At 71.6% G+C, this 19,882-nt stretch carries 21 protein-coding genes; 10 read left to right on the top strand and 11 right to left on the bottom strand.

The window, feature by feature from the left end:
- Positions 1-4 precede the first annotated feature (4 nt).
- Positions 5-130: a hypothetical protein gene (locus tag FHX44_RS43970; protein ID WP_281287938.1), complete on the bottom strand. Its 126-nt coding sequence runs from the start codon at positions 128-130 to the stop codon at positions 5-7.
- Between the two features lie 216 nt (positions 131-346).
- The gene (locus FHX44_RS38125) at positions 347-1,207 is read right to left on the bottom strand and encodes an aldo/keto reductase (protein ID WP_147260196.1); all 861 of its coding nucleotides are present in this window, start codon (positions 1,205-1,207) and stop codon (positions 347-349) included.
- A 127-nt stretch (positions 1,208-1,334) separates the two neighbouring features.
- Here FHX44_RS38125 and FHX44_RS38130 point away from each other — a divergent pair, with 127 nt between their 5' ends.
- Positions 1,335-2,216, top strand: coding sequence for a LysR family transcriptional regulator (locus tag FHX44_RS38130; protein ID WP_147260197.1), 882 nt, complete (start codon positions 1,335-1,337; stop codon positions 2,214-2,216).
- A gap of 88 nt (positions 2,217-2,304) precedes the next feature.
- Here the strand turns inward: FHX44_RS38130 and FHX44_RS38135 are convergent, their stop codons facing one another.
- The 4 genes from FHX44_RS38135 to FHX44_RS38150 are packed head-to-tail and all read right to left on the bottom strand — an operon-like array spanning position 2,305 to position 5,912.
- Positions 2,305-3,408, bottom strand: coding sequence for an amino acid permease (locus FHX44_RS38135; RefSeq protein ID WP_147260198.1), 1,104 nt, complete (start codon positions 3,406-3,408; stop codon positions 2,305-2,307).
- 20 nt (positions 3,409-3,428) lie between these two features.
- Complete coding sequence (locus FHX44_RS38140; protein WP_246170816.1) at positions 3,429-4,640, bottom strand: alpha/beta hydrolase family protein; 1,212 nt, start codon at positions 4,638-4,640, stop codon at positions 3,429-3,431.
- A gap of 1 nt (position 4,641) precedes the next feature.
- Positions 4,642-5,478, bottom strand: a complete 837-nt coding sequence (locus FHX44_RS38145) for an NmrA family NAD(P)-binding protein (protein ID WP_147260199.1) — start codon at positions 5,476-5,478, stop codon at positions 4,642-4,644.
- Positions 5,475-5,912: a nuclear transport factor 2 family protein gene (locus FHX44_RS38150; RefSeq protein ID WP_147260200.1), complete on the bottom strand. Its 438-nt coding sequence runs from the start codon at positions 5,910-5,912 to the stop codon at positions 5,475-5,477. The genes FHX44_RS38145 and FHX44_RS38150 overlap by 4 nt, the downstream gene beginning before the upstream one ends.
- A gap of 88 nt (positions 5,913-6,000) precedes the next feature.
- Between FHX44_RS38150 and FHX44_RS38155 the strand changes: the two genes are divergently transcribed.
- The 4 genes from FHX44_RS38155 (at position 6,001) to FHX44_RS38175 (ending at position 9,885) form a co-directional block, all read left to right on the top strand.
- A complete protein-coding gene (locus tag FHX44_RS38155; RefSeq protein ID WP_246170817.1) occupies positions 6,001-6,606 on the top strand; it encodes a TetR/AcrR family transcriptional regulator in 606 nt (201 codons plus the stop codon).
- Positions 6,607-7,018: 412 nt separating this feature from the next.
- Entirely contained in the window at positions 7,019-7,396 is a 378-nt protein-coding gene (locus FHX44_RS38160) for a hypothetical protein (RefSeq protein ID WP_147260202.1), read from the top strand.
- A gap of 7 nt (positions 7,397-7,403) precedes the next feature.
- Complete coding sequence (locus tag FHX44_RS38165) at positions 7,404-7,958, top strand: hypothetical protein (RefSeq protein ID WP_147260203.1); 555 nt, start codon at positions 7,404-7,406, stop codon at positions 7,956-7,958.
- 172 nt (positions 7,959-8,130) lie between these two features.
- Positions 8,131-9,885 carry an acyl-CoA dehydrogenase gene (locus tag FHX44_RS38175; protein ID WP_147260204.1) on the top strand — a complete coding sequence of 585 codons (1,755 nt, stop codon included), beginning with the start codon at positions 8,131-8,133 and terminating at the stop codon, positions 9,883-9,885.
- Here FHX44_RS38175 and FHX44_RS38180 read toward each other — a convergent pair whose 3' ends face one another.
- Complete coding sequence (locus tag FHX44_RS38180; protein ID WP_147260205.1) at positions 9,886-10,482, bottom strand: LURP-one-related family protein; 597 nt, start codon at positions 10,480-10,482, stop codon at positions 9,886-9,888. It lies immediately after the preceding gene.
- 59 nt (positions 10,483-10,541) lie between these two features.
- Here FHX44_RS38180 and FHX44_RS38185 point away from each other — a divergent pair, with 59 nt between their 5' ends.
- Together FHX44_RS38185 and FHX44_RS38190 are read left to right on the top strand one after the other, a co-directional pair.
- On the top strand, positions 10,542-11,387 hold the full coding sequence (locus tag FHX44_RS38185) for a helix-turn-helix domain-containing protein (protein WP_212612837.1): 846 nt from the start codon (positions 10,542-10,544) through the stop codon (positions 11,385-11,387).
- Between the two features lie 24 nt (positions 11,388-11,411).
- A complete protein-coding gene (locus tag FHX44_RS38190) occupies positions 11,412-11,633 on the top strand; it encodes a DUF397 domain-containing protein (RefSeq protein WP_147260206.1) in 222 nt (73 codons plus the stop codon).
- Positions 11,634-11,838: 205 nt separating this feature from the next.
- On the opposite strand, the gene FHX44_RS38195 is transcribed toward FHX44_RS38190, so the two are convergent.
- From FHX44_RS38195 to FHX44_RS38210, 4 genes are read right to left on the bottom strand one after another with little or no spacing between them, the layout of a single operon-like run.
- Positions 11,839-12,426 (bottom strand): hypothetical protein, encoded by a 588-nt coding sequence (locus tag FHX44_RS38195; RefSeq protein ID WP_212612838.1) that lies wholly within the window; start codon positions 12,424-12,426, stop codon positions 11,839-11,841.
- 11 nt (positions 12,427-12,437) lie between these two features.
- Positions 12,438-13,340 (bottom strand): carbohydrate ABC transporter permease, encoded by a 903-nt coding sequence (locus tag FHX44_RS38200; protein WP_147260208.1) that lies wholly within the window; start codon positions 13,338-13,340, stop codon positions 12,438-12,440.
- A complete protein-coding gene (locus FHX44_RS38205) occupies positions 13,340-14,299 on the bottom strand; it encodes a carbohydrate ABC transporter permease (protein ID WP_147260209.1) in 960 nt (319 codons plus the stop codon). The genes FHX44_RS38200 and FHX44_RS38205 overlap by 1 nt, the downstream gene beginning before the upstream one ends.
- A 14-nt stretch (positions 14,300-14,313) precedes the next feature.
- Positions 14,314-15,657: an ABC transporter substrate-binding protein gene (locus tag FHX44_RS38210; RefSeq protein WP_147260210.1), complete on the bottom strand. Its 1,344-nt coding sequence runs from the start codon at positions 15,655-15,657 to the stop codon at positions 14,314-14,316.
- 250 nt (positions 15,658-15,907) lie between these two features.
- On the opposite strand from FHX44_RS38210, the gene FHX44_RS38215 reads away from it, so the two are divergent.
- The 3 genes from FHX44_RS38215 to FHX44_RS38225 all read left to right on the top strand — a co-directional run bounded on the left by FHX44_RS38215 (position 15,908) and on the right by FHX44_RS38225 (position 19,733).
- Positions 15,908-17,257, top strand: coding sequence for a Gfo/Idh/MocA family oxidoreductase (locus tag FHX44_RS38215; protein ID WP_147260211.1), 1,350 nt, complete (start codon positions 15,908-15,910; stop codon positions 17,255-17,257).
- A gap of 1 nt (position 17,258) precedes the next feature.
- Positions 17,259-18,686 (top strand): glucuronate isomerase, encoded by a 1,428-nt coding sequence (uxaC, locus tag FHX44_RS38220; protein ID WP_147260212.1) that lies wholly within the window; start codon positions 17,259-17,261, stop codon positions 18,684-18,686.
- 135 nt (positions 18,687-18,821) lie between these two features.
- On the top strand, positions 18,822-19,733 hold the full coding sequence (locus FHX44_RS38225) for a type IV toxin-antitoxin system AbiEi family antitoxin domain-containing protein (protein ID WP_147260213.1): 912 nt from the start codon (positions 18,822-18,824) through the stop codon (positions 19,731-19,733).
- The last annotated feature ends 149 nt before the right edge of the window (positions 19,734-19,882 follow it).

Here is a 19,882-nt window from a genome sequence, read left to right on the forward strand (position 1 = left end):
GCGGTCAGTCGAAGGCGCCGGCGACGTAGAGGCCGACGGCGAAGCCGGCCACGGCCAGCCACAACAGGAAGAAGAACAACCGTGGGGAGACCGGCGCCGTCGATCTGCGTCGGACCCGCCCGTGCGTCATGCCGCCAGCCTGACAACACGTCATCGGAAGACACAGCGACTCACGTCGACATTGACGACTTCCTAACGCCCGCAGAGCCGTCCTCGCTGCCATCGTGCACGCCGCGCATCGTCGCGGCCGCGGCGTGGCCCTGGATGCTCGGCGCCGAGATCCGCGTGAGGCCCCGCCCCTGCCGGCCCGGCCCCGTTGTGGGGTCGGGCCGGGCCATGACGGGACTTATGTGGCGTCGAGCATGGCGATCTGCTCACGGGTGAGCTGCAGTTCGGCAGCTGCGGCGGAGTCGCGGATCGTGTCCGGGCGGCTGGAGCCGGGGATCGGGATCACACACGGGGAGGTGGCCAGCATCCAGGCCAGCGTCACCTGCTGTGGGCTCGTCCCGAGCGTCCGGGCGACGTCGCCGAACGCCGAGTGCGCCGACCCGAGCGCCGACGCGCGGGAGATCCCGCCCAGCGGGCTCCACGGCAGGAATGCGATGCCGAGTTCATGGCACAGGCGCAGTTCCGGTTCACTGCTGCGGAAGGCGGGCGAGTACTGGTTCTGCACGGAGACCAGGCGTCCGCCGAGGATGTCGTTGGCGAGCCGGATCTGGTCGACGTCGGCGTTGGAGATGCCGGCCATGCGGATCTTTCCGGCGTCGAGCAGGTCCCGGATGGTTCCGATCGAGTCGGCGTAGGGCACGCTCGGGTCGGGGCGGTGGAACTGGTAGAGGTCGATGGCCTCGACGTTCAGGCGCTTCAGCGACGCCTCGCAGGCCTGCACGAGGTAGGAGGGTGACCCGTTCAGGGTCCAGCTGCCGTCGCCGGGCCGCAGGTGCCCACCCTTGGTGGCCACCACGACATGCGAGGTGTCGGCTCCGTAGCTCGCGATGGCCGCTGAGATCAACGACTCGTTGTGGCCCACGTCGTCCGCGGTCAGGTGGTACGCGTCCGCGGTGTCGATGAGAGTGATGCCGGCATCGAGCGCGGCGTGGATCGTGGCGACCGAGCGGGCCTCGTCAGGCCGCCCTTCGATGGACATCGGCATGCCGCCGAGTCCGATGGCGCTGACCTTCGTGTCGCCGATGTGACGGAACTGCACGGAGTCCTCCGGGTTCTGGGGTGTCGGGTCAGTGGATCGTGAGCCTGACCCGAGCCACGGTCGGCGCCCGAGATTCAGTTGTCCAACAGTTGGAAGAGCAGACAGTCAGGAGCTACGATTCTAGACCGTGGACCTGCGGCAGCTCGAGCACTTCGTCACGGTTGCCGACGAGATGCACTTCACGCGCGCCGCCGAGCGGTTGTTCATCTCCCAGTCCGGGTTGTCGGCGTCGATCCGCGCCCTGGAGAAGGAGCTCGCCGCCGAGCTGTTCATCCGCAACACCCGCCGCATGGAGCTGACCGACGCCGGGCGGGCTCTGCTCGAGGAATCGCGGCGGACCCTCGCGAGCGCGGCAGCCGCCCGGGACGCGGTCGCGGCGGTGCGAGGGCTGCACCGAGGCACGCTGCGGGTGGGCACCGAGCAGTGTCTGGGGGTCGTCGACGTCGCCGCGGAGTTGGCACGGTTCCACCAGGCCCACCCGGGCGTCGAGCTGTCGGTGCAGCAGGCCGGTTCAGCCCATCTGGTGGAAGAGGTCCGACTCGGCCGGCTGGACATCGCGTTCGTCGCCGAACCCGCACAACCGCCCGAGGACGTGTCGTTCCTGCGCCTCGCCAGCGAACCGATGATGCTGATCTGCCACCCGGAGCACCCGCTGGCCGGCCGCGAGCAGATCGAGTGGGCGGCACTCGCCGGCGCGGCCTTCGTCGACTTCCACCCGAGCTGGGGATCGCGACGGACGACCGACCGCGGGTTCGCCGCCGCCGGCCTCAGCCGCGCGGTCGCGTCCGAGGTCAACGACGTGCACACACTGCTGGACCTGGTCGGGCGCGGTCTGGGTCTCGCCGTCGTGCCGGGACCGATCGCCCGCAAGAAGGCGCACAAACTCAGCGTCGTTGCCCTACCTGCCGATGCGCCGCGCTGGGACGTGGCCATCGCCCGCCCCGACACGGCGACCACGCTTGCGGCGGCCGAGTTCCTGGCCCCGATCCGCAAGCGCTTCAAGGCCTGAGCGCCTGGCCCAGCCGCACGCGGGCGAGCCGCACGGCGTCGGCCGGTTGCTCGGGCCGGGTGAAGCGCGGGCGGGCTGGACGCGCCGATCAGGCCCGGTCGACCGGCAGGTCGAGCACGGCCCTGCGGCGCTGCGCGAGCGCGCCGTACGCCGCCCCCATGGCGAGGATCAGCGGGAGCACGTTGATCCAGGGCGAGGAGGTGCCGGTGACGTCCGGGTAGTTCGCGACGATCAGGCCGCCGCACGCCAGCAGCGCGGCACCGGCGAGGACGGGCGCGATCCGGGTGGCCCACGCGGAGCCGGTGACCAGCCCCAGCGCCGCGGCCCGCACGACGCTCGCGCAGCAGGCGGTCATCAGCACGATGACCGCGAGCGACGTGACGCCGGAGATCGCCGGGAAGAGCCCGACGAACGGGTCGGCGCCGACGATCGCGAACGGCACCACCAGCAGCGCGCCGATCACGACCTGCACCGCGACGCCGACGTGCGGCGTGGCCCGCGTGGGATGGGTGCGGGCCAGCGCCGCAGGGAGCAGCCCGGCCCTCCCGAGGGCGAACATGTACCGGGTGGCCATGCTGTGGAATGCCACCGTGGCCCCGAGGAAGCTCGCCGCCACCACGAACCCGAGCACGGGCCCGGTCCACGCCCCGAGGTAGGTGGCGAAGACCCCGAAGACGAGGGAGCCGGGGTCGGCCTGCGCCGTGGCACGCACGTCCGGCACGGCCGCGACCACGGCCGCTGTGGCCACGAGGAACACCACGCCGAGCAGGAGCAGGGCCAGGTACGTCGCCACGGCGACGGTGCGGCGGGCGTCGCGCGCCTCCTCGCAGTACGCGGCTGCGGCTTCGTAGCCGGAGAAGGACAGCAACACGAACACGACCGACAGTCCGAGCCTGCCGCCGAGCAGCGCCGCGGGCGCCGTCGCGTCGATGACCGGGCCCGCCGGTCCGCGCACCAGGACGGCCACCACGAGCGAGGCGAGCAACGCGAACTGCACCCCGACGATGCCGACGATCACGAAGAGGGTGGCGGGCTCGGCGCCGAACGCGAGGCTGAGCGACAGGTTCGAGGCCAGTGCGGTGATCGGAGCCGTGGCGCCGACCACCATCGCGACCATGCCGGGCACGCCGATGGCACCGGCCCGGAGGGCGCGTGGAGCGGGTTCCTGCTGCTTGCGGGGGTCGAGCGTCATTGCAGACCTCCGGGGGTGGGTCAGGGAGCCAGTACGTCGTCCAGCCAGTCGTAGATCGCGCCCGCTGCACGGCGCAGGACGTCGACCTGGTTGTGCAGGGCGCCTCCGAAGCCGGCGTCGAAGGCGAGGAGGGTGGCCGGCGCGGTGAGGTGGGCGAGGAGCTGCGCGGGCTGACCGCCGAGGGTCTGGTCGTGCTCGCCGTCGACCACCAGGACAGGGCAGGTGATCTTCTCGGCGACGCCGTCGGCGACGGTGAAGTCGGCCCAGCGCGCGTAGAGCGCGTGGGTGGTGGGCACGCCCATCACCCAGCGGCCGTGCTCGGAGAACCAGCGGATCGTGCCGTCCTCGTCGATGCGGCGCTCGATCAGCTCGTCGAGCTCCGGGTCGTGCCCGGCGCGCAGCCGGGCGAGCGTCGCGTCCCGTTCGCCGGGCGGCGTGCGCAGGACGTAGTCCAGCGGCACCGTCGCCATGTCGTACACGCCGTCGAACGCGACGACCGCGGCGATCCGGTCGTCGAAGGCCGCCGCGCGCGGCGCGAGCACGCCGCCCATGCTGATCCCGAGCAGCCCGATCCGGTCGGCCCGCACGTCCGGGCGGGCGGCGGCGAGATCGAGCACCGGGCCGACGACGCGCTCCCAGTCCGGGCGGAACGGCAGTCCGAGCTCGCGGATCACCTGGCCCTGCCCCGGGCCCTCGAAGGCGAGCACGTGGTAGCCGCGCTCCTGCCCGGCGCGCCCGACCATGGACCAGATCTCCTCCCCTGTGCCGTCGAACCCGTTGTGCGCCACGACCAGCGGCCTCGGCTCGCCGGCGCCGCAGGAGAAGAAGTAGCCGGGCAGGGTCACCCCCTCGTAGGGGATCTCGAGGACCTCGGCCGGCGGCGCGAAGAGCCCCGCAGCTCTCCGGAACGCCTGGACGCCCCGTGCCGCCGCGGTGCGGATGCGGGGGTCGGCCGGGTTGCCGTGGAGGAAGAACTCGGAGGTCCGGAAGTAGTTGGCCGCGCGCAGGAACGCGTCCCGGGCACTGATCCGGTGACCGCCGGCCAGCGCCTCCTCGCCCCGGGCGAGCACCCACTCGGCAGTGGCCGTCCACTCGCGGTACCAGCTGTCGTCGTCGCTCTCGACGACCCGACGGGCGGTGGCGAGGCACTCCCCGATCTCGGCGGCGCCGTAGGGCGTCTGCCCCATGACCCGCAGCAGCTCGAACTCGTACTGCGGGTTCTGCGCGAACACCTCACGACGTCATCCCGGCCGGGAGGCAGGCCTCCCCCACGACCTCCCGGAACGACCGCGGCGGGCGCCCCGTGACGTCCTGCACGGAGGAGGTGGTGCGGTCCTCGGCACCTCGGGCGATGTCCGCGTCGAGGCCGGCGAGCAGCGCGGAGAAGTCGGGCGGGTAACCCGCCGCCACGAAGCGCTCGGTCAGCTCCGCGACGCCGACCGCCCGGTGGCGGACGGCGCGACCGGTGGCCTCGGTCAGCACGGCGGCGGCGTCGGAGTAGCTCAGCGCCTCCGGCCCGGTGAGCACGTACTCGCCGACGTGCGGCTCCTCGTCGGACAGGGCGTGCGCGGCCACCGCCGCGATGTCGCCCGCGTCGACGAACGCCAGGCGCCCGCCGCCGGTGGCCGTGACGATCTCGCCGTCGGCCCGCGCGGACCGGGCGTGCGGGTGGTCGCCGAGGAAGTTCTGCATGAACCAGGACGGGCGCAGCACCGTCGGCTCGGGAACGCTCGCGCGCACCATCCGGTGCAGCTCACCCAGGCCGGGCGCACCCTCCGGCACCGCCGACGAGCTGAGCAGCACCACCCGCCGCACTCCGCGCTCCCGCGCCGCATCGAGGAACGGCACCACGAGCGGGGCGGGGTCGGCGACTCCGACCGGAGCGACCAGGTAGACGGCGCGCACACCGTCGAGTGCGGCCGCGTGCGTTGCGGGGTCGGCCCACTCGAAGGAGACCTGCCCGGCCGTGGGCCGACGGCTCGCGACGCGCACGGGAACGTCGCGATCGCGGAGGGCGGCGGCGACCCGGCTGCCGGTGGTCCCGGTACCGCCGGTGACGAGGACGGTCATCGGTCGCCGCCCGAGACGCCGAACGCGGTCAGTTCGTCCGCGCCGCCGAGCGCCTCGGCGGCCGCGAGCGGGCTCCAGTAGTCGCGGTAGCCCGCGATCTCCCCGTTCCGGACGGTGATCACGGAGATGTAGCGCATCCGGTACGGCCGCCCGGTCCGCACCGCGATGCCGTCCACCTCGAACTCCACGACGACGACCTCCGGGTCGGCCGTCCGGTGAACCGTTCTGCTCGTGATCGCCCGCAGGTCGACGTGGTCGGTGTAGTCGCGCAGGTACTCCGCCACGGCGGCGCGCCCGTCCAGCCGCTGCGGGTAGCCGTCGGGCGCGAACGGGAACTCCATGGCCCCGTCGACGGCCCACAGACCGGCGAACCCGGCCATGTCGTGGGCGAGCAGCAGGTCCATGGCCCGGTCGACGACGTCGAGCGTTGTCATCCGACACTCCTTTCAAATGGACGAGACGGTCCCGTCCCGACCACAGTAGCGGGACGGGACCGTGTCGTCCATGCCATACTCGGCGGCCGTGGGAGTCACCCAGAAGCGGACGCCGACCGGCGCGGCCGTCCTGCAGGCCGACGTCACACGGGCGATCACCGAGGCCGTGCTCGACGAGCTGGCCGAGACCGGCTACGGCAAGCTCTCGATGGAGGCCGTCGCCCGGCGGGCCGGCGTCGGCAAGAGCGCGCTGTACCGGCGCTGGCCGTCGAAGCAGGAGATGGTCATGGCGGTGCTGGCGGAGTTCAGTCTCGAGCTGGCCACGGCGCCCGACAGCGGAACGCTGCGGGGCGACCTCCTCGGCATCCTGCATTCGCTGCGGGAATGGCTCACCCACCCCCGGTTCTCGCGGATCCTCCCCGACCTCGCGGCCGAGGGCGTGCGGAACCCGGAGGTGGCCGAGGCGGTGCGGACGGCGATCGGCGAGCCGAGGCGCGCGGTCGGGGCCACCGTGCTGCGCCGCGCCGTCGACCGCGGCGAGCTGCCCGCCGACACGGACTTCGAGATGGCCCTCGACCTGATCGCGGCGCCCGTGTACTGGCGGCTCTCCGTCCGGCGGGCCCCTGCCGAGCCCGACTACCTCGACAACCTCGCCGATGTCGTGCTGCGCGCCCTGAAGGGTCGACCGTCATGACGCCGCCGAGCCCCTCACGCGGGGTCTGCCGCACCCACTGCTAACGCCCCGCCCCAGCCGCGCGATAGTCGCTCAGACAGCCCCGCAATGGCCATTGCGGCGCGGGCGGGAAGGCGGAAGGGGATCAGTGTCGATCGACCGGCCCAACGGACACAGAGCGCCGCACCTGCGGGCCGTACCGCCCAACGGGCACCGCGTTCCGCGCCCGCCCGACCCACGGATGTCAGCTGCGCCCACCGGTGCTCGGCCGGGCGACGGCGCGACGAGCATGCTTCCTCGGCTGCGCGTTCCGGCTGGGAATGCGCCCGTACCCGGACGACCCCTGCCACACCCTGCGCCAGGGTCGGCGGAGGCGACCGAACCGCTGCGTTCGATACCGCCGGGAACGGCCCGTCGTCTTCGGACGCCCCGGGTGGCCGACGAGGAGGCGACGACCCGGATCGCCACCGTGTCCCGCCCAGAACCGCCCCCCGACCGCTTGGGCGGGTCCACCGCCGCGACCCTGCTCGCTTCCGGCATCGGATGCGCCGCGTTCGGGATCGCCGTCGTCGCGGCGGAGTCCCTCCAACCGGTCAAGCAGCTGTTCACCCTCTCCACCGCGGTCGGCCCGCTCTCCGGCAAGGCGGTGGTCGCCGTAGTGATCTATCTGCTCGCCTGGGCTGCGCTGTTCCTGGCCTGCCGCAGGCGGACGATGCCCTTCGCCGCCGTGCTGCGTGTCACGGCCGTGCTCATCGGGATCGGGGTCGTCGGCACGTTCCCGCCCTTCTACGGCCTCGTCGCAGGCCACTGATCGCGCTGTGTTCACCCCCAACCAGATCTTCCTCATCGTCCACATCACCGTTTCGGTCGTGTTCCTCCACGCCTTCGCGGGAGGGCTCGCCACGCTCGTCCGAGTTCGAGAGGGGGCGCTCGCCCGCCGGATCCAGGTGGCCAGCGTCGTCGGCATGGCCATCATGGCCTGGGCCACCGTGATCTCCGGGACGTGGCTGATCTACCCCGGCTACCGGGCGGAGCCCCCGGCGGGCGCGGCGCTGGAGGCCTATCCGCGCGCCTGGCTGATGAGCGGTGACGCCACCGCGTGGTGGCACACGTTCGGCATGGAGTGGAAGGAACACGTGGGCTGGCTCGCTCCGTTCCTCGCCACCGCCGTGGCCGTCGTGGTACTGCTGCACGGAGACGCCGTCCGGCGGGACCCACGGTTGCGGCGCATTCTCGGTGTGCTCTTCACGACCGCCTTCCTCGCGACGGCGGTCGCCGCGGCGCTCGGGGCGGCGATCAACAAGGTCGCACCGAACGACTTCTTGCTGAGTGCGGGCGTCCCCGATCTGCGAGAGCCGTTCTCTCCGCTTTGACCCGCGTTCACGCCCTGGCGATCGATCTCAGGGCAGCGACGACGACTCCAGCCGCTGCAGGTAGCCGGCGAGCCGGACGGCGTCCTCCGGGTCCCAGCCGGGCCGCCCCGGCCTCTCCGTCTCCACGAGCGCGTACCTTCCCGGGCGCCATCGTCGTGCGATGCTCGGGAGCATGACCACGCAGGGCGCCGCGCTGCTGCTGTCGCGCCGAGACCTCGACTTCCTGCTCCACGACTGGCTGGACGCCGAGTCCCTGCTCACCCGGCCCCGGTTCGCCGAGCACTCCCGGGAGACCGTCGACGCCGTGCTCGACCTCGCCGCCGAGGTGGCCGCCGAGCACTTCGCGCCGCACAACAAGCGGGCCGACGCCGAGGAGCCGACGTTCGACGGCCGGCGCGTCCACATGATCCCCGAGGTCCGCAAGGCCCTGGACGTGCTGGCGCAGACCGGCCTCATCGAGAGCAGCACGGAGCTGCCGCACGTCGTCTCGACGGCCGCGTTCGCGTGGTTCCAGGCCGCCAACCCGGGAACGTGGGCCTACCCGTTCCTGACGATCGCGGCCGCCAACCTGCTGCGCGCCCACGGCACGCCCGAGCAGATCGACGCCTACGTCGGCCCGATGGCCGAGGGCCGCTTCCACGGCACCATGTGCCTGTCCGAGCCGCAGGCGGGATCGTCGCTGGCCGACATCACCACCCGCGCCGAGCCGCAGCCCGACGGCACCCACCGGCTCTTCGGCAACAAGATGTGGATCTCCGCGGGCGAGCACGAGCTCGGCGAGAACATCGTCCACCTCGTGCTCGCCAAGATCCCGGGCGGCCCGCCGGGCGTGAAGGGGATCTCGCTGTTCGCCGTGCCCAAGTTCCTCGCCGACGGGCAGCGCAACGACATCGCCCTGGCCGGGCTCAACCACAAGATGGGCTACCGCGGCACCACCAACACCCTGCTCAACTTCGGCGAGGGCGCCCACACCCCCGACGGGCGCCCCGGCGCCGTCGGGCAGCTCGTCGGACCCCCGAACGGCGGGCTCGCCTGCATGTTCCACATGATGAACGAGGCCCGGATCGGCGTCGGAGCGGGCGCGGCGGCCCTGGGCTACACCGGCTACCTCAAGTCCGTCGACTACGCCCGCACCCGCACGCAGGGCCGGCCGCCTGCCGGGAAGGACCCGGCCGCGCCGCCCGTCCCGATCATCGAGCACCCGGACGTCCGCCGGATGCTGCTCGCGCAGAAGTGCTACGCCGAGGGCGCCCTCGCGCTCGTGCTCTACTGCGGGCGGCTGCTCGACGAGCAGCACACCGGCGCCGACCCCGAGGGCGCCCTGCTGCTGCTCGACGTGCTCACCCCGATCGCGAAGAGCTGGCCGTCGCAGTGGTGCGTGGTCGCCAACGATCTCGCGATCCAGGTGCACGGCGGCTACGGCTACACCCGCGAGTACGACGTCGAGCAGCACTACCGCGACAACCGCCTCAACCCCATCCACGAGGGCACCCACGGCATCCAGGCCCTCGACCTCCTCGGGCGGAAGGTCGTGATGCAGGACGGGGCCGGGCTCACCTTGCTGCGCGAGCGGGTCGCCGCGACGTGCGCCCGTGCCACGACGGGTGAGCCCGCGGAGCTGGCTGCGCAGCTCACGGCGGTCTGGGACCGGATCATCGCGGTCACGGCGCAGATCCACTCCACCGCCGACCCCGACCGCCTCGCCGACGCCACGACCTACCTCGAGGCCGTCGGCCACGCCGTCATCGCCTGGATCTGGCTCGAGCAGTACCTGGCCTGCGGTGACCGGGACGAGCCGTTCCACCGCGGCAAGAGGCAGGCCGCCCGGTTCTTCTTCCGGCGCGAGCTGCCCCGCACCGGCCCGCAGCTCGACCTGCTCGCCGCGCTCGACCGCACCACCGTCGAGATGGATCCGGGCTGGTTCTGATCAGCGCGACTGGAGCGCGTCCAGCGCCACCGCCATGGACGCGGCCACCCGGAAGTCGACGCGCGGGTCGGGCACGTCCACGACGTAGCGGTCGCGGATCGCCTTGCGCCGCTCGCTGGACAGCACCGGCTGCCCGGTGGCGCTGTCCACGAAGTCGAAGTGGAAGACGAACGGCACCCAGATGTCGCCGATGTACGGGATGAAGTCCCACACCCTGCGCACGACGGCCAGAACCGGCCTGCGCTCCTTGCCGATGGCCTCGTAGCCCGGGCCGGCGAGGTGCCAGGTGGAGCGCAGCAGGCTCGCACCGAACGCCTTGCGGAAATAGCCGAGCCCGTTGCCGTACTCGTCGAACACGTCGTGCTCGGCGCTCACGTCGAGCCGCTGGCGGGCCTTGAACGAGAACACCGGGCGCGACCGGGACTCGTCGGCGTAGAAGGTGACCTCCTCGCGCAGCTTCATGCGTTTCTGCTGCGCGAACGCGAGGAGCGGGCCCTCGCTGCCGTCCGGCGCGGCGGCGCGGATCTCGTAGCGGTTGACCATCATCGTGATCCGCTGCCGGACGAAGAACCGCGGGACGTGCATCGGGGCGGTCATGGTCACGAGTCTGGCAGCTGGATCTTTCACCCCGCATCTCCCACTGACACTCTGTCACCATGGGTATGCGCAGCGGTGCCCTCGTCCGCAGACGGCAGCTCGCCCGCATCCTGCGCGACCTGCGCCGCGGTTCCGGGCTGACCATCGAGGAGCTCGCTCCCCGGCTGGACTTCTCCCCGAGCAAGCTGAGCCGCATCGAGAACGCCCACCAGGGGGTCGACGTCCACGTCGTGCGCACGATGATGGACATCTTCGGCGTCACCGGTGACCAGTGGAACGCGCTGCTCACCCTCACCCGGGAGGCGAGCGCCAAGGGCTGGTGGCGGGCCTACGGCCTCGACGACCAGGGCTACGTGCCCCTCGAGGCCGAGGCGGGCACCGTGCGCGAGTACACGGTGAACTACCTGCCCGGCCTCCTGCAGACCGCCGACTACGCGCGGGCCCTGTTCGAGAGCTCGCTGCACGCCGGAAGCCGGGCGGTGCGGGAGAACGACGTCGACGTGCGCATGATCCGGCAGAAGCGGCTCACCGATCCCGAGCACCCGCTGACGCTGGTCGCGGTGATCGAGGAGGCGGCGGTGCGGCGGGTGATCGGCGACCCCGACGTGATGTGCGCGCAGCTCGCGCACGTCCTGGAGACCGCCGAGCTCGACACGGTGACCATCCAGGTGCTGCCGGCGGACGTAGGCGCCTACCAGGGTGTGACCGGGGCGTTCACTCTGCTCAGCTTCGAGACCCTGGGAGAACCGGACATCGGCTACGTCGAGCACCCCATGGGGTCGGTCCATATCGAGAAGGCCGAGGACGTCGCCCGGGGTAGGGTCGTGTTCGACCACCTGCGCTCGCTGGCGCTGAGCCCCGAGGAGTCGGCGGCCCTGATCGAGCGGGTGGCCATGCAGATGTGAGGCCGCGACGCGAAGAGGTGCCCGATGCCCGCCCCGATTCTCGACGGCCTGGCCTGGCGCAAGAGCAGCTTCAGCGGCAGCGGCGGCAACAGCAGCGGCTGCGTCGAGGTGGCGCCCCTCGCCGACGGCGGCATGGCGGTACGCGACACGAAGGACCGGTCCCGGGCGATGCACCGCCACTCGGCGTCGGCGTGGCGCGCATTCGTCACGGGAATCCGAGCGGGCGAGTTCAGCACACCGAAATAGCCACTTCACACACCCACGGCGCGCTTCACACAATGCCGGCCATATGTGAAGTCCGCGCCGGATGTGTGAAGCCGCCTCACCGGGTGGACGGTCCAGTCCCCGACCGGTTTCGCCCCACCGCTGACGCACCCACTTCACACACTCGGGGTGCGCTTCACACAAGGCGGGCCTTGTGTGAAGCCCACACTGGATGTGTGAAGTCGCCTCATCGTTGCCGGGGCAGGACCAGCCGGCGGTGCACCGCGTGCAGGGCCAGTACGAGCAGCGCCGGGAGCACCAGCACCACCCCGGGCAGGAGCACGGCCAGCAGCACCGCGACACCCGTCACCGCCAGGGCCGCGAGGCCGGCCACGGGGGCGCGGAGCAGGTCCGTCCAGCCTCCGGCCAGCGCGGCGCGCCAGCCGCCGCCGGCCAGCCGCGGCACGGCCAGCAGCACGACGGCGGCGAGGCACGCGATCGCCACGCCGAACGCGGCCAGCACCGCGCCACCCCCCGGCACCACGCCGGCACGCAGCCAGCTGACCTGCTGGGCGGCGACCAGGACCGCGAGCACGCCGACCACGCTCACCGGCACCCCGGGCAGCAGTCTGCGCACGAACTCCGCACCGATCTCCCGGTAGGACGGCAGGTCGTCGTGGTCGGCCCAGTGCCCGACGGCCGTGGACAGGGTGGCCACCACCGCACCGACCGTCACCACCGGGAGGCTCACCAGCACCGCGACGATGCCGAGCAGGGCGAGCTCGCCGATGCGGCGCAGCTGCTCCTTCCAGCCGCGGACGGGCACGCCGGTCATCGCCTCAGCTGTCATCCCTTGATGCCGCTCGTGTTGATCCCGTCGACGATGAGCCGCTGGAACACCAGGAAGAACAGGAACACCGGCACCAGCGAGAGCACCGACATCGCGAACATCGGCGCGATGGCCGCCTGCCCGCTCGAGTCGAGGAACAGCCGGAGGCCGATCGGCACGGTGTAGGCGTCGAGGTCGTTGAGGTAGACGAGCTGGGTGAAGAAGTCGTTCCAGGTCCAGATGAACGAGAACACCGCGGTGGTGACGAGCGCAGGCTTCGTGAGCGGCAGCACCACGAAGAAGAAGCGCCGGTAGGGTCCGCAGCCGTCGATCTCGGCCGCCTCATCGAGGCTGCGCGGGATGCCCCGCATGAACTGCACCATGAGGAACACGAAGAACGCCTCGGTGGCGAGGAACTTCGGCACGATCAGCGGCAGCGGGGTGTTGATCCACTCCAGGCTGTTGAACAGCACGTACTGCGGCACGATCAGCACGTGGTGCGGCAGCAGCAGCGTGCCGATCATGATCGCGAACCAGAAGCCGCGCAGCGGGAACTTGAGCCGGGCGAACGCGAACGCGGCCAGCGAGCAGGACACCACGTTGCCGATGACCACACCGGCCGCGACCATGGCGCTGTTCAGGAAGAACGTCCCGAACGTGACGCCCGGGATCCCGGTCCAGCCCTCGGGGTAGTTCTGCGGGCTGAACTCGCGCGGGAGCACGTTGACGTTGTTGAGGATCTCCTGCGGCGCCTTGAACGACGTGCCGATCATGTAGGCGATCGGGTAGAGCGCCACGAGGAGGATCGCGATCAGCACGACGTGCGCGGTGGCGCCCTCGTACCAGCGGCCCTTCTGCCCGGCCGGACCGGGTGCGGCCGGTGAGACGCCGACCGGTGCGACTGCGGTGGTGGTGGCCATCAGCGGTCCCCATCGTCGGCGTAGTGGACCCAGAGCGAGCCGCTGCGGAAGACGAACGCGGTGATGATGCCGAGGGCGATGAGGAACACCCACGCCATCGCCGACGCGTAGCCCATCTGGAAGTCCCCGAACCCGCGCAGGTACAGGTACACCGTGTAGAGCAGCGTGGAGTCGGCCGGGCCGCCGGTGCCACCGCTGATCACGAACGCCGCGGTGAAGCCCTGGAACCCGGCGATCGTCTCCAGCACCACGTTGAAGAACAGCACCGGCGACAGCAGCGGCAGCGTGACGTGCAAGAACTGCTTGAGCCGCCCGGCACCGTCGAGCGCGGCGGCCTCGAACATCTCCGTCGGGATCTGCTTGAGCCCGGCGAGGAAGATCACCATCGGGGCGCCGAACTGCCAGGCCGCGAGGATCACGAGCGTGCCCAGGGCGAAGGACGGGTCGGCGATCCATGCCCGGCCCGGGATGCCGAAGACCGCCAGCACCCCGTTGATCGCTCCCTGGCCGCCGAACAGCGTCTGCCACACGATCGCGATGGCGACGCTGCCGCCCAGCAGCGACGGCACGTAGTACAGCGAGCGGTACAGCCCGACGCCGCGCCGGTTGCGGTAGAGCAGCAGTGCGACGCCGAGGGCGACGGCGAGCTTGAGCGGCACCGACGTGACCGCGAACAGCAGGGTGGCGCCCACCGAGTTCCAGAACTGGGGGTCACCCGTGAACATCCGCTCGTAGTTCTCCAGGCCCACCCACTCCGGGTCCTGCAGCAGGTCGTAGTCGGTGAAGCTCAGGTAGAGCGAATAGAGCATCGGCAGCAGCGTGATGCCGAGGAGGCCGAGCAACCACGGGCTGAGGAAGACGTAGCCTGCGATCGCCTCCTTCCGGCGTCCGGGCCGGCCGCGGGATGCCGTGTGCCGCGGGCCGGCGGCGGGGGTCGGCCGTACTGCCGTGTCCACCATCGAACGTGCTCCCGTCAGCTCGCGGCGCGCTCGAGCTCGCCGGCGGCCTGCGTGACGAACTCCGCGGCGCCGTCGGCGGGCGACTGGCGGCCGAAGCCGACGTTCTCCGCGGAGGCCTGCAGGAGACGGCCGAGCTGCGAATCGCCCTGGGCGGGCACCGGCGGGGTGGGGCCGGCCTCGGCGACGACCTTCTCGTCGTAGTCGAGGACGTACTTCAGCTGGTCGTCGAAGTTCGGGGAGACCACGTCGCGCACCTGCTTGTTGGGCGGCAGGCCGCGCTCGGTGCCGAGGATCGCGCCCGCCTCCGGGTCGCTGACGAAGAAGTTGATGACGTCGACGGCCGTGGCGATGTTGTCACCGCCGGTGTAGGCGGTGAAGAACTGCGACGGGCGGGCGTACGCACCGCTGCGCGGGCCCGGGATCGGCACGAGACCGACCTCGTGGTCGGTCGACTTGTCGACCTCGGTGAGCTGGTTGTCGTAGCTGAAGGTGAGCGCGGTGTTCTTGGTGACGACGGTGTTCTTGGAGATGTCACCGGCGTTGGCCGGCTGCGCGACCTCCTGCGGCGAGGCGGCGCCGGACTTCCGGAGCCCGTCCCACAGCTCGAACCAAGCGGTGACGTCCTCGGCGGTGAACCCGGGCTTCTGACCGTCGTAGAGCTCCTTGCCGTTCTGGCGCAGCCAGTACTCGAACAGGCTGATGTTGGCGCTCTCGTCGCGCATGGCCCACGGCGCGTTCCCGGTGGCCGTGGTGACCTGGGCGGCCCAGGTACCGAACTCCTCCCAGGTGGCCCAGCCGTTCTCCGGCGGGAGCATGCCGATCCGCTCCAGCACCGTCTTGTCGTAGTGCAGCGCCTGCGTGTTGGCCGCGAGCGGCACGGCGTAGAGCTTTCCGTCGACCCTGCCGGTGCCCAGCAGCTTCTCGTCGATGCCGTCGACCTGCAGCGTGTTGCCCACCCACGGGTCGAGCTCGGCGAGCAGGCCCTTGCTCGAGTACTCGCGCAGCACGCGGTTGTCGATCTGGATGATGTCGGCGGCGTTGCGGCCCGCGGCGGTCGTGTTGACCTTGTCGTAGTAGCCGGAGTAGCCCTGCCACTGCGTGGTGAAGGTGACGTTCGGGTGCTTCTGCGTGTAGAGGTCGAGCACCTTCTGCGTGAGCTCGGCCCGCGCCGGGCCGCCCCACCAGGTGACCTCGAGCTGCACCGGCTGCTCGCGCTCCGGCGGTCCGCCCGCCTCCTGGTCGCTCGCGCGCGACCCGCCGCCACCGCACGCGGCGGTGGCGAGGACGGTGAGCGCGGCAGCGCCCGCCAGTACGGTGCGCAGGGACCGGGCGGACCCGCGCCTGCCGAGGATGGCCATGGGGAGCTCCTTCGATCACACTGGCCCGGATCGGCCACCCTCTGTGGCGGCGAGCACAGGGCCTGGCTCGTGGGCAATTAGTTCAGAGCGACGGCGTGACGTCAACAACGTCTTGCGGTTTTTTTCAGCCGTTTGCATCATTGGTCCGCCGCCGCTTCGGCAGCGGTGCCCCACAACGCCGTGAGCTGCCCGCTCAGCCGAACCGCCCTGCTGCAAGCCTTTGCAGTCGGCCCCAGCACCGGGAGTGTGCATGTCCTTCAGCGCCGCGAACTCGCCGCGCCCCCGCTACGCGATCGTCGGCCTCGGCGGCCGCGCCCAGATGTTCGTCGACGCGCTCACCGGCGCGCACGCCGACACGGCGCAGCTCGTCGCGTTCTGTGACGTCAACCAGACCCGCATGGACGTGCACAACCGCACCGTGGTCGATGCCGGCCTGCCGGCCGTCCCGACGTACAAGGCGCAGGACTTCGGCCGGATGCTCGATGCCGAGCGGGTCGACACCGTGATCGTCACGTCGATCGACCGCACCCACGACCAGTACATCGTCGCCGCGCTGCGCGCAGGCCGCGACGTGATCACCGAGAAGCCGATGACCACCGACGCGGAGCGGTGCAAGCGGATCCTCGACGCCCAGGCCGAGACCGGCGGCAAGATCACCGTCACCTTCAACTACCGCTACAACCCCCTGCACACGCGGGTGCGCGAGGTGATCGCCTCCGGCGCCATCGGCGATGTCGGATCCGTGCACTTCGAGTGGCTGCTCGACACCCGCCACGGCGCCGACTACTTCCGCCGCTGGCACCGCGACAAGGCCAACTCCGGCGGGCTCATGGTGCACAAGGCCACCCACCACTTCGACCTGGTCAACTGGTGGATCGCGTCCTCCCCCGACGTCGTCTACGGGCTCGGCCGCCTGTTCTTCTACGGCGACGAGAACGGGCGCAGGCGCGGGCTCGCCCGGCCGTACCCGCGTGCCCACGGCGCCCCCGAGGCCGCCGACGACCCGTTCGCCCTGCACCTGGCCGGCAACGAGAAGATGACCGCGCTCTACCTCGACGCCGAGCACGAGGACGGCTACCACCGCGACCAGAACGTCTTCGGTCCCGGCATCACGATCGAGGACGACATGGCCGTCGCCGTGCGTTACCGCAGCGGTGCCACCATGAGCTACCACCTCACGGCCTACTCGCCGTGGGAGGGCTACCGGGTCGGGTTCAACGGCAGCGCAGGCCGCCTCGAGCTCGACGTCATGGAGAACTCGTTCGTCGACCCCGGCACCGCCGGGAAGGTCGCGGGTGAGGCCGTGCACGGCAGGCCCGGCACCGAGGTGCGGCCCGAGCCGGACCACGGCGCGCGGCTCACGCTGCGCAAGCACTGGGAGAAGCCCGAGGACCTGGACCTCCCCGACACCAGCGGCGGCCACGGCGGCGGCGACGAGCGGATGCTCGCCGACATCTTCGGTGGCAAGGTCGTCGAGGACCCGCTCGGCCGGGCGTCCACCCACCGCGACGGCGCGCTGTCGCTGCTCACCGGCCTGGCCGCCAACCGTTCCTTCGAGACCGGCCTGCCGGTCCGGGCCGACGACATCCTGGAGCTCTGACATGGCTGCTCGACCGCTGGTGCTCGACGACGACCGGATCCTGCCCACCGACCCGGGGGTGCGGGCGATCGCGCGCGAGATCTTCGCCGCCGTCCGCGACCTGCCCCTGATCAGCATGCACGGCCACGTCGAGGCGTCCGTGCTCGCCGACGACGAGCCGTTCGGAGACCCGGCGCAGCTGCTCGTCGTGCCCGACCACTACGTCACCCGGATGCTCGTCTCCCAGGGCGTCCGCCTGGAGGAGCTCGGGGTTCCCCGCCGCGACGGCGGCCCCGTCGAGACCGACGGGCGGGCGATCTGGCGCCGGTTCTGCGCCGGATGGCACCTGTTCCGCGGGACACCGTCGCGGTTCTGGCTGGAGCAGGAGCTGCACGACGTGTTCGGGGTGAACGTGCAGCCGTCCGCGGAGACGGCCGACGCGATCTACGACCAGATCGCGTCGTGCATCGCGCGCCCCGAGTTCCGGCCCCGTGCGCTGTTCGACCGCTTCAAGCTGGAGATCCTCGCCACCACCGACGCCCCGGCGAGCCGCCTCGACGCGCACGCCACCATCGCCGAGAGCGACTGGGACGGGCGCGTCGTGCCGACCTTCCGCCCCGACGCGCTCGTGCACCTGCACCGGCCCACGTGGAAGCAGGACGTCGAGGAGCTCGGGGAGGTCGCAGGCACCGCCGTCGGTACCTACGCCGGCTACCTCGCCGCCCTGCAGCAGCGTCGCGAGCACTTCAAGCGGCTCGGGGCGCTCGCCACCGACCACGGCCACACCACCGCCGACACCACCCCGCTCGACCGCGCCGACGCGGAGCGGATCTACGCCGCCGCCCTCGCCGGGTCGGTGGACCAGGCCGCCGCCGACGCGTTCGCCGCGCACATGCTGTTCGAGATGGCGCGGATGAGCCGCGACGACGGCCTCGTCATGCAGATCCACCCGGGCGTCCTGCGCAACCACCACCCGGACGTCCACGACCGGTTCGGCCTCGACAAGGGCTTCGACATCCCGCTGCCCGTCGACTTCGCCCGCGGCCTGCGCCCGGTGCTGGCCGCCTTCGGCACCGACCCCGGCTTCCGCTGCGTGGTGTTCACGATCGACGAGACCACCTACTCCCGCGAGCTCGCGCCGCTCGCGGGCGTCTACCCGTCGATGCGTCTGGGCGTCCCGTGGTGGTTCCTGGACAGCCCGCACGCCATGCGGCGCTTCCGCGAGGCCGTCACCGAGACCGCTGGCTTCTACAACACCGCGGGCTTCGTCGACGACACGAGGGCCTTCGCCTCCATCCCGGCGCGGCACGACCTGGCCCGCCGGGTGGACAGCGGCTACCTGGCCCAGCTGGTGGCGAACGGCCAGCTGAGCGTGGACGAGGCGATCGAGACGGCGGTGGACCTGAGCACGACGATCCCCCGGGAGGCCTACGCCCCCCGCGAGGCCTGACCCAGCACGACTTCACAGACCCCGAGCGGGCTTCACACAGGGCCGGCCCTGTGTGAAGCCCGCCGTAGGTGTGTGAAGTCGTCCGGATCTTTTCGAACTGGCCCGCCGGGCGGGCGCGCTCGTCATGCTCGGGACGTGGATCTCACGTTTCGGGCGCAGTGGGTCGCCGCGGGGTTCTCAGGGGACGAGCTGCGCGGGTTCGTGCGGACCGGCCGGTTGACACCCGTCCGTCGCGGCAGCTACGTGCGGGGCGATCTGCCGGACGACGCACTCGCCCGGCACATCCTGCAGGTCAGGGCTGCGATGGGCGAGCTGGCGAGCGACGCCGTGGTCAGTCACGTCTCCGCGGCCGTCCTGCACGGTCTGCGGATCTGGGGCGTGCGGCTCGACCGCGTCCACGTCACCCGGCGCCGTCCCACCGGCGGCCGCTGCGGTGCTCTGGTGCACGTCCACAGCGCGACGCTCGATCCGCTCGAGACCGTCATGATCGGCGGGGTCCCGGTCACCTCGCTCGCGCGGACGGTCGCCGACCTCGGGCGGATGCTGCCCTTCGAGCAAGCCGTGGTGTTCGCCGATGCCGCGATGTTCCACAAACGCCCCGATCGCCTCGAGAAGGCGGACGTCCTGGCGGTGCTCGACCACGAGCCGCGCCGGCCGGGCACCCGGGCGGCTCGCCGCATGCTCGACTTCGCGACGGGGCTCAGCGAGAGCGTCGGTGAGTCGCGAAGCCGGGTGGCGATCGCGGCGGCGGGCCTGCCACCGCCCGTCCTGCAGTGGGAGGTGCACGCGGCGGCCACCGGCGCGTTCATCGGCCGCGTGGACATGGCATGGCCGAAGCAGCGGACGGTCGGCGAATTCGACGGCCTGGTGAAGTACGGGCGGACGCTGCGCCCCGGCCAGGACGTCGGCGAGGTACTGGTCGAGGATAAGCTGCGGGAAGACGCGCTGCGCGACGAGGACCTCGGCGTCGTGCGCTGGATCTGGAGGGACCTGAGCAACTTCGGCCCCACCGCCGAGCGGCTCCGGTCCCGCTTCCGCCCGGCCTGACGACTTCACACGCCGTAGGTGGGCTTCACACAAGGCCGGCCCTGTGTGAAGCCCGGCCTGGGTGTGTGAAGTCGGGGCGTCGTCGAACATCGCCTCTCCGAGCGACGTATCACGGGCGACCGCCCGGTCGTCCTGCTCCCGGGCGGTAA

The organism is Pseudonocardia hierapolitana, assembly GCF_007994075.1.
GTDB classification, from domain to species: Bacteria; Actinomycetota; Actinomycetes; order Mycobacteriales; family Pseudonocardiaceae; genus Pseudonocardia; species Pseudonocardia hierapolitana.

Coding starts and splice junctions, on each gene's coding strand:
- FHX44_RS38205 (WP_147260209.1), bottom strand. CDS start 14,299: ATGGTGGACACGGCAGTACGGCCGACCCCCGCCGCCGGCCCGCGGCAC.
- FHX44_RS38210 (WP_147260210.1), bottom strand. CDS start 15,657: ATGGCCATCCTCGGCAGGCGCGGGTCCGCCCGGTCCCTGCGCACCGTA.
- FHX44_RS38185 (WP_212612837.1), top strand. CDS start 10,542: ATGGGTATGCGCAGCGGTGCCCTCGTCCGCAGACGGCAGCTCGCCCGC.
- FHX44_RS43970 (WP_281287938.1), bottom strand. CDS start 130: ATGACGCACGGGCGGGTCCGACGCAGATCGACGGCGCCGGTCTCCCCA.
- FHX44_RS38135 (WP_147260198.1), bottom strand. CDS start 3,408: ATGACGCTCGACCCCCGCAAGCAGCAGGAACCCGCTCCACGCGCCCTC.
- FHX44_RS38175 (WP_147260204.1), top strand. CDS start 8,131: ATGACCACGCAGGGCGCCGCGCTGCTGCTGTCGCGCCGAGACCTCGAC.
- FHX44_RS38180 (WP_147260205.1), bottom strand. CDS start 10,482: ATGACCGCCCCGATGCACGTCCCGCGGTTCTTCGTCCGGCAGCGGATC.
- FHX44_RS38190 (WP_147260206.1), top strand. CDS start 11,412: ATGCCCGCCCCGATTCTCGACGGCCTGGCCTGGCGCAAGAGCAGCTTC.
- FHX44_RS38145 (WP_147260199.1), bottom strand. CDS start 5,478: ATGACCGTCCTCGTCACCGGCGGTACCGGGACCACCGGCAGCCGGGTC.
- FHX44_RS38215 (WP_147260211.1), top strand. CDS start 15,908: ATGTCCTTCAGCGCCGCGAACTCGCCGCGCCCCCGCTACGCGATCGTC.
- FHX44_RS38200 (WP_147260208.1), bottom strand. CDS start 13,340: ATGGCCACCACCACCGCAGTCGCACCGGTCGGCGTCTCACCGGCCGCA.
- FHX44_RS38150 (WP_147260200.1), bottom strand. CDS start 5,912: ATGACAACGCTCGACGTCGTCGACCGGGCCATGGACCTGCTGCTCGCC.
- uxaC (WP_147260212.1), top strand. CDS start 17,259: ATGGCTGCTCGACCGCTGGTGCTCGACGACGACCGGATCCTGCCCACC.
- FHX44_RS38195 (WP_212612838.1), bottom strand. CDS start 12,426: ATGACCGGCGTGCCCGTCCGCGGCTGGAAGGAGCAGCTGCGCCGCATC.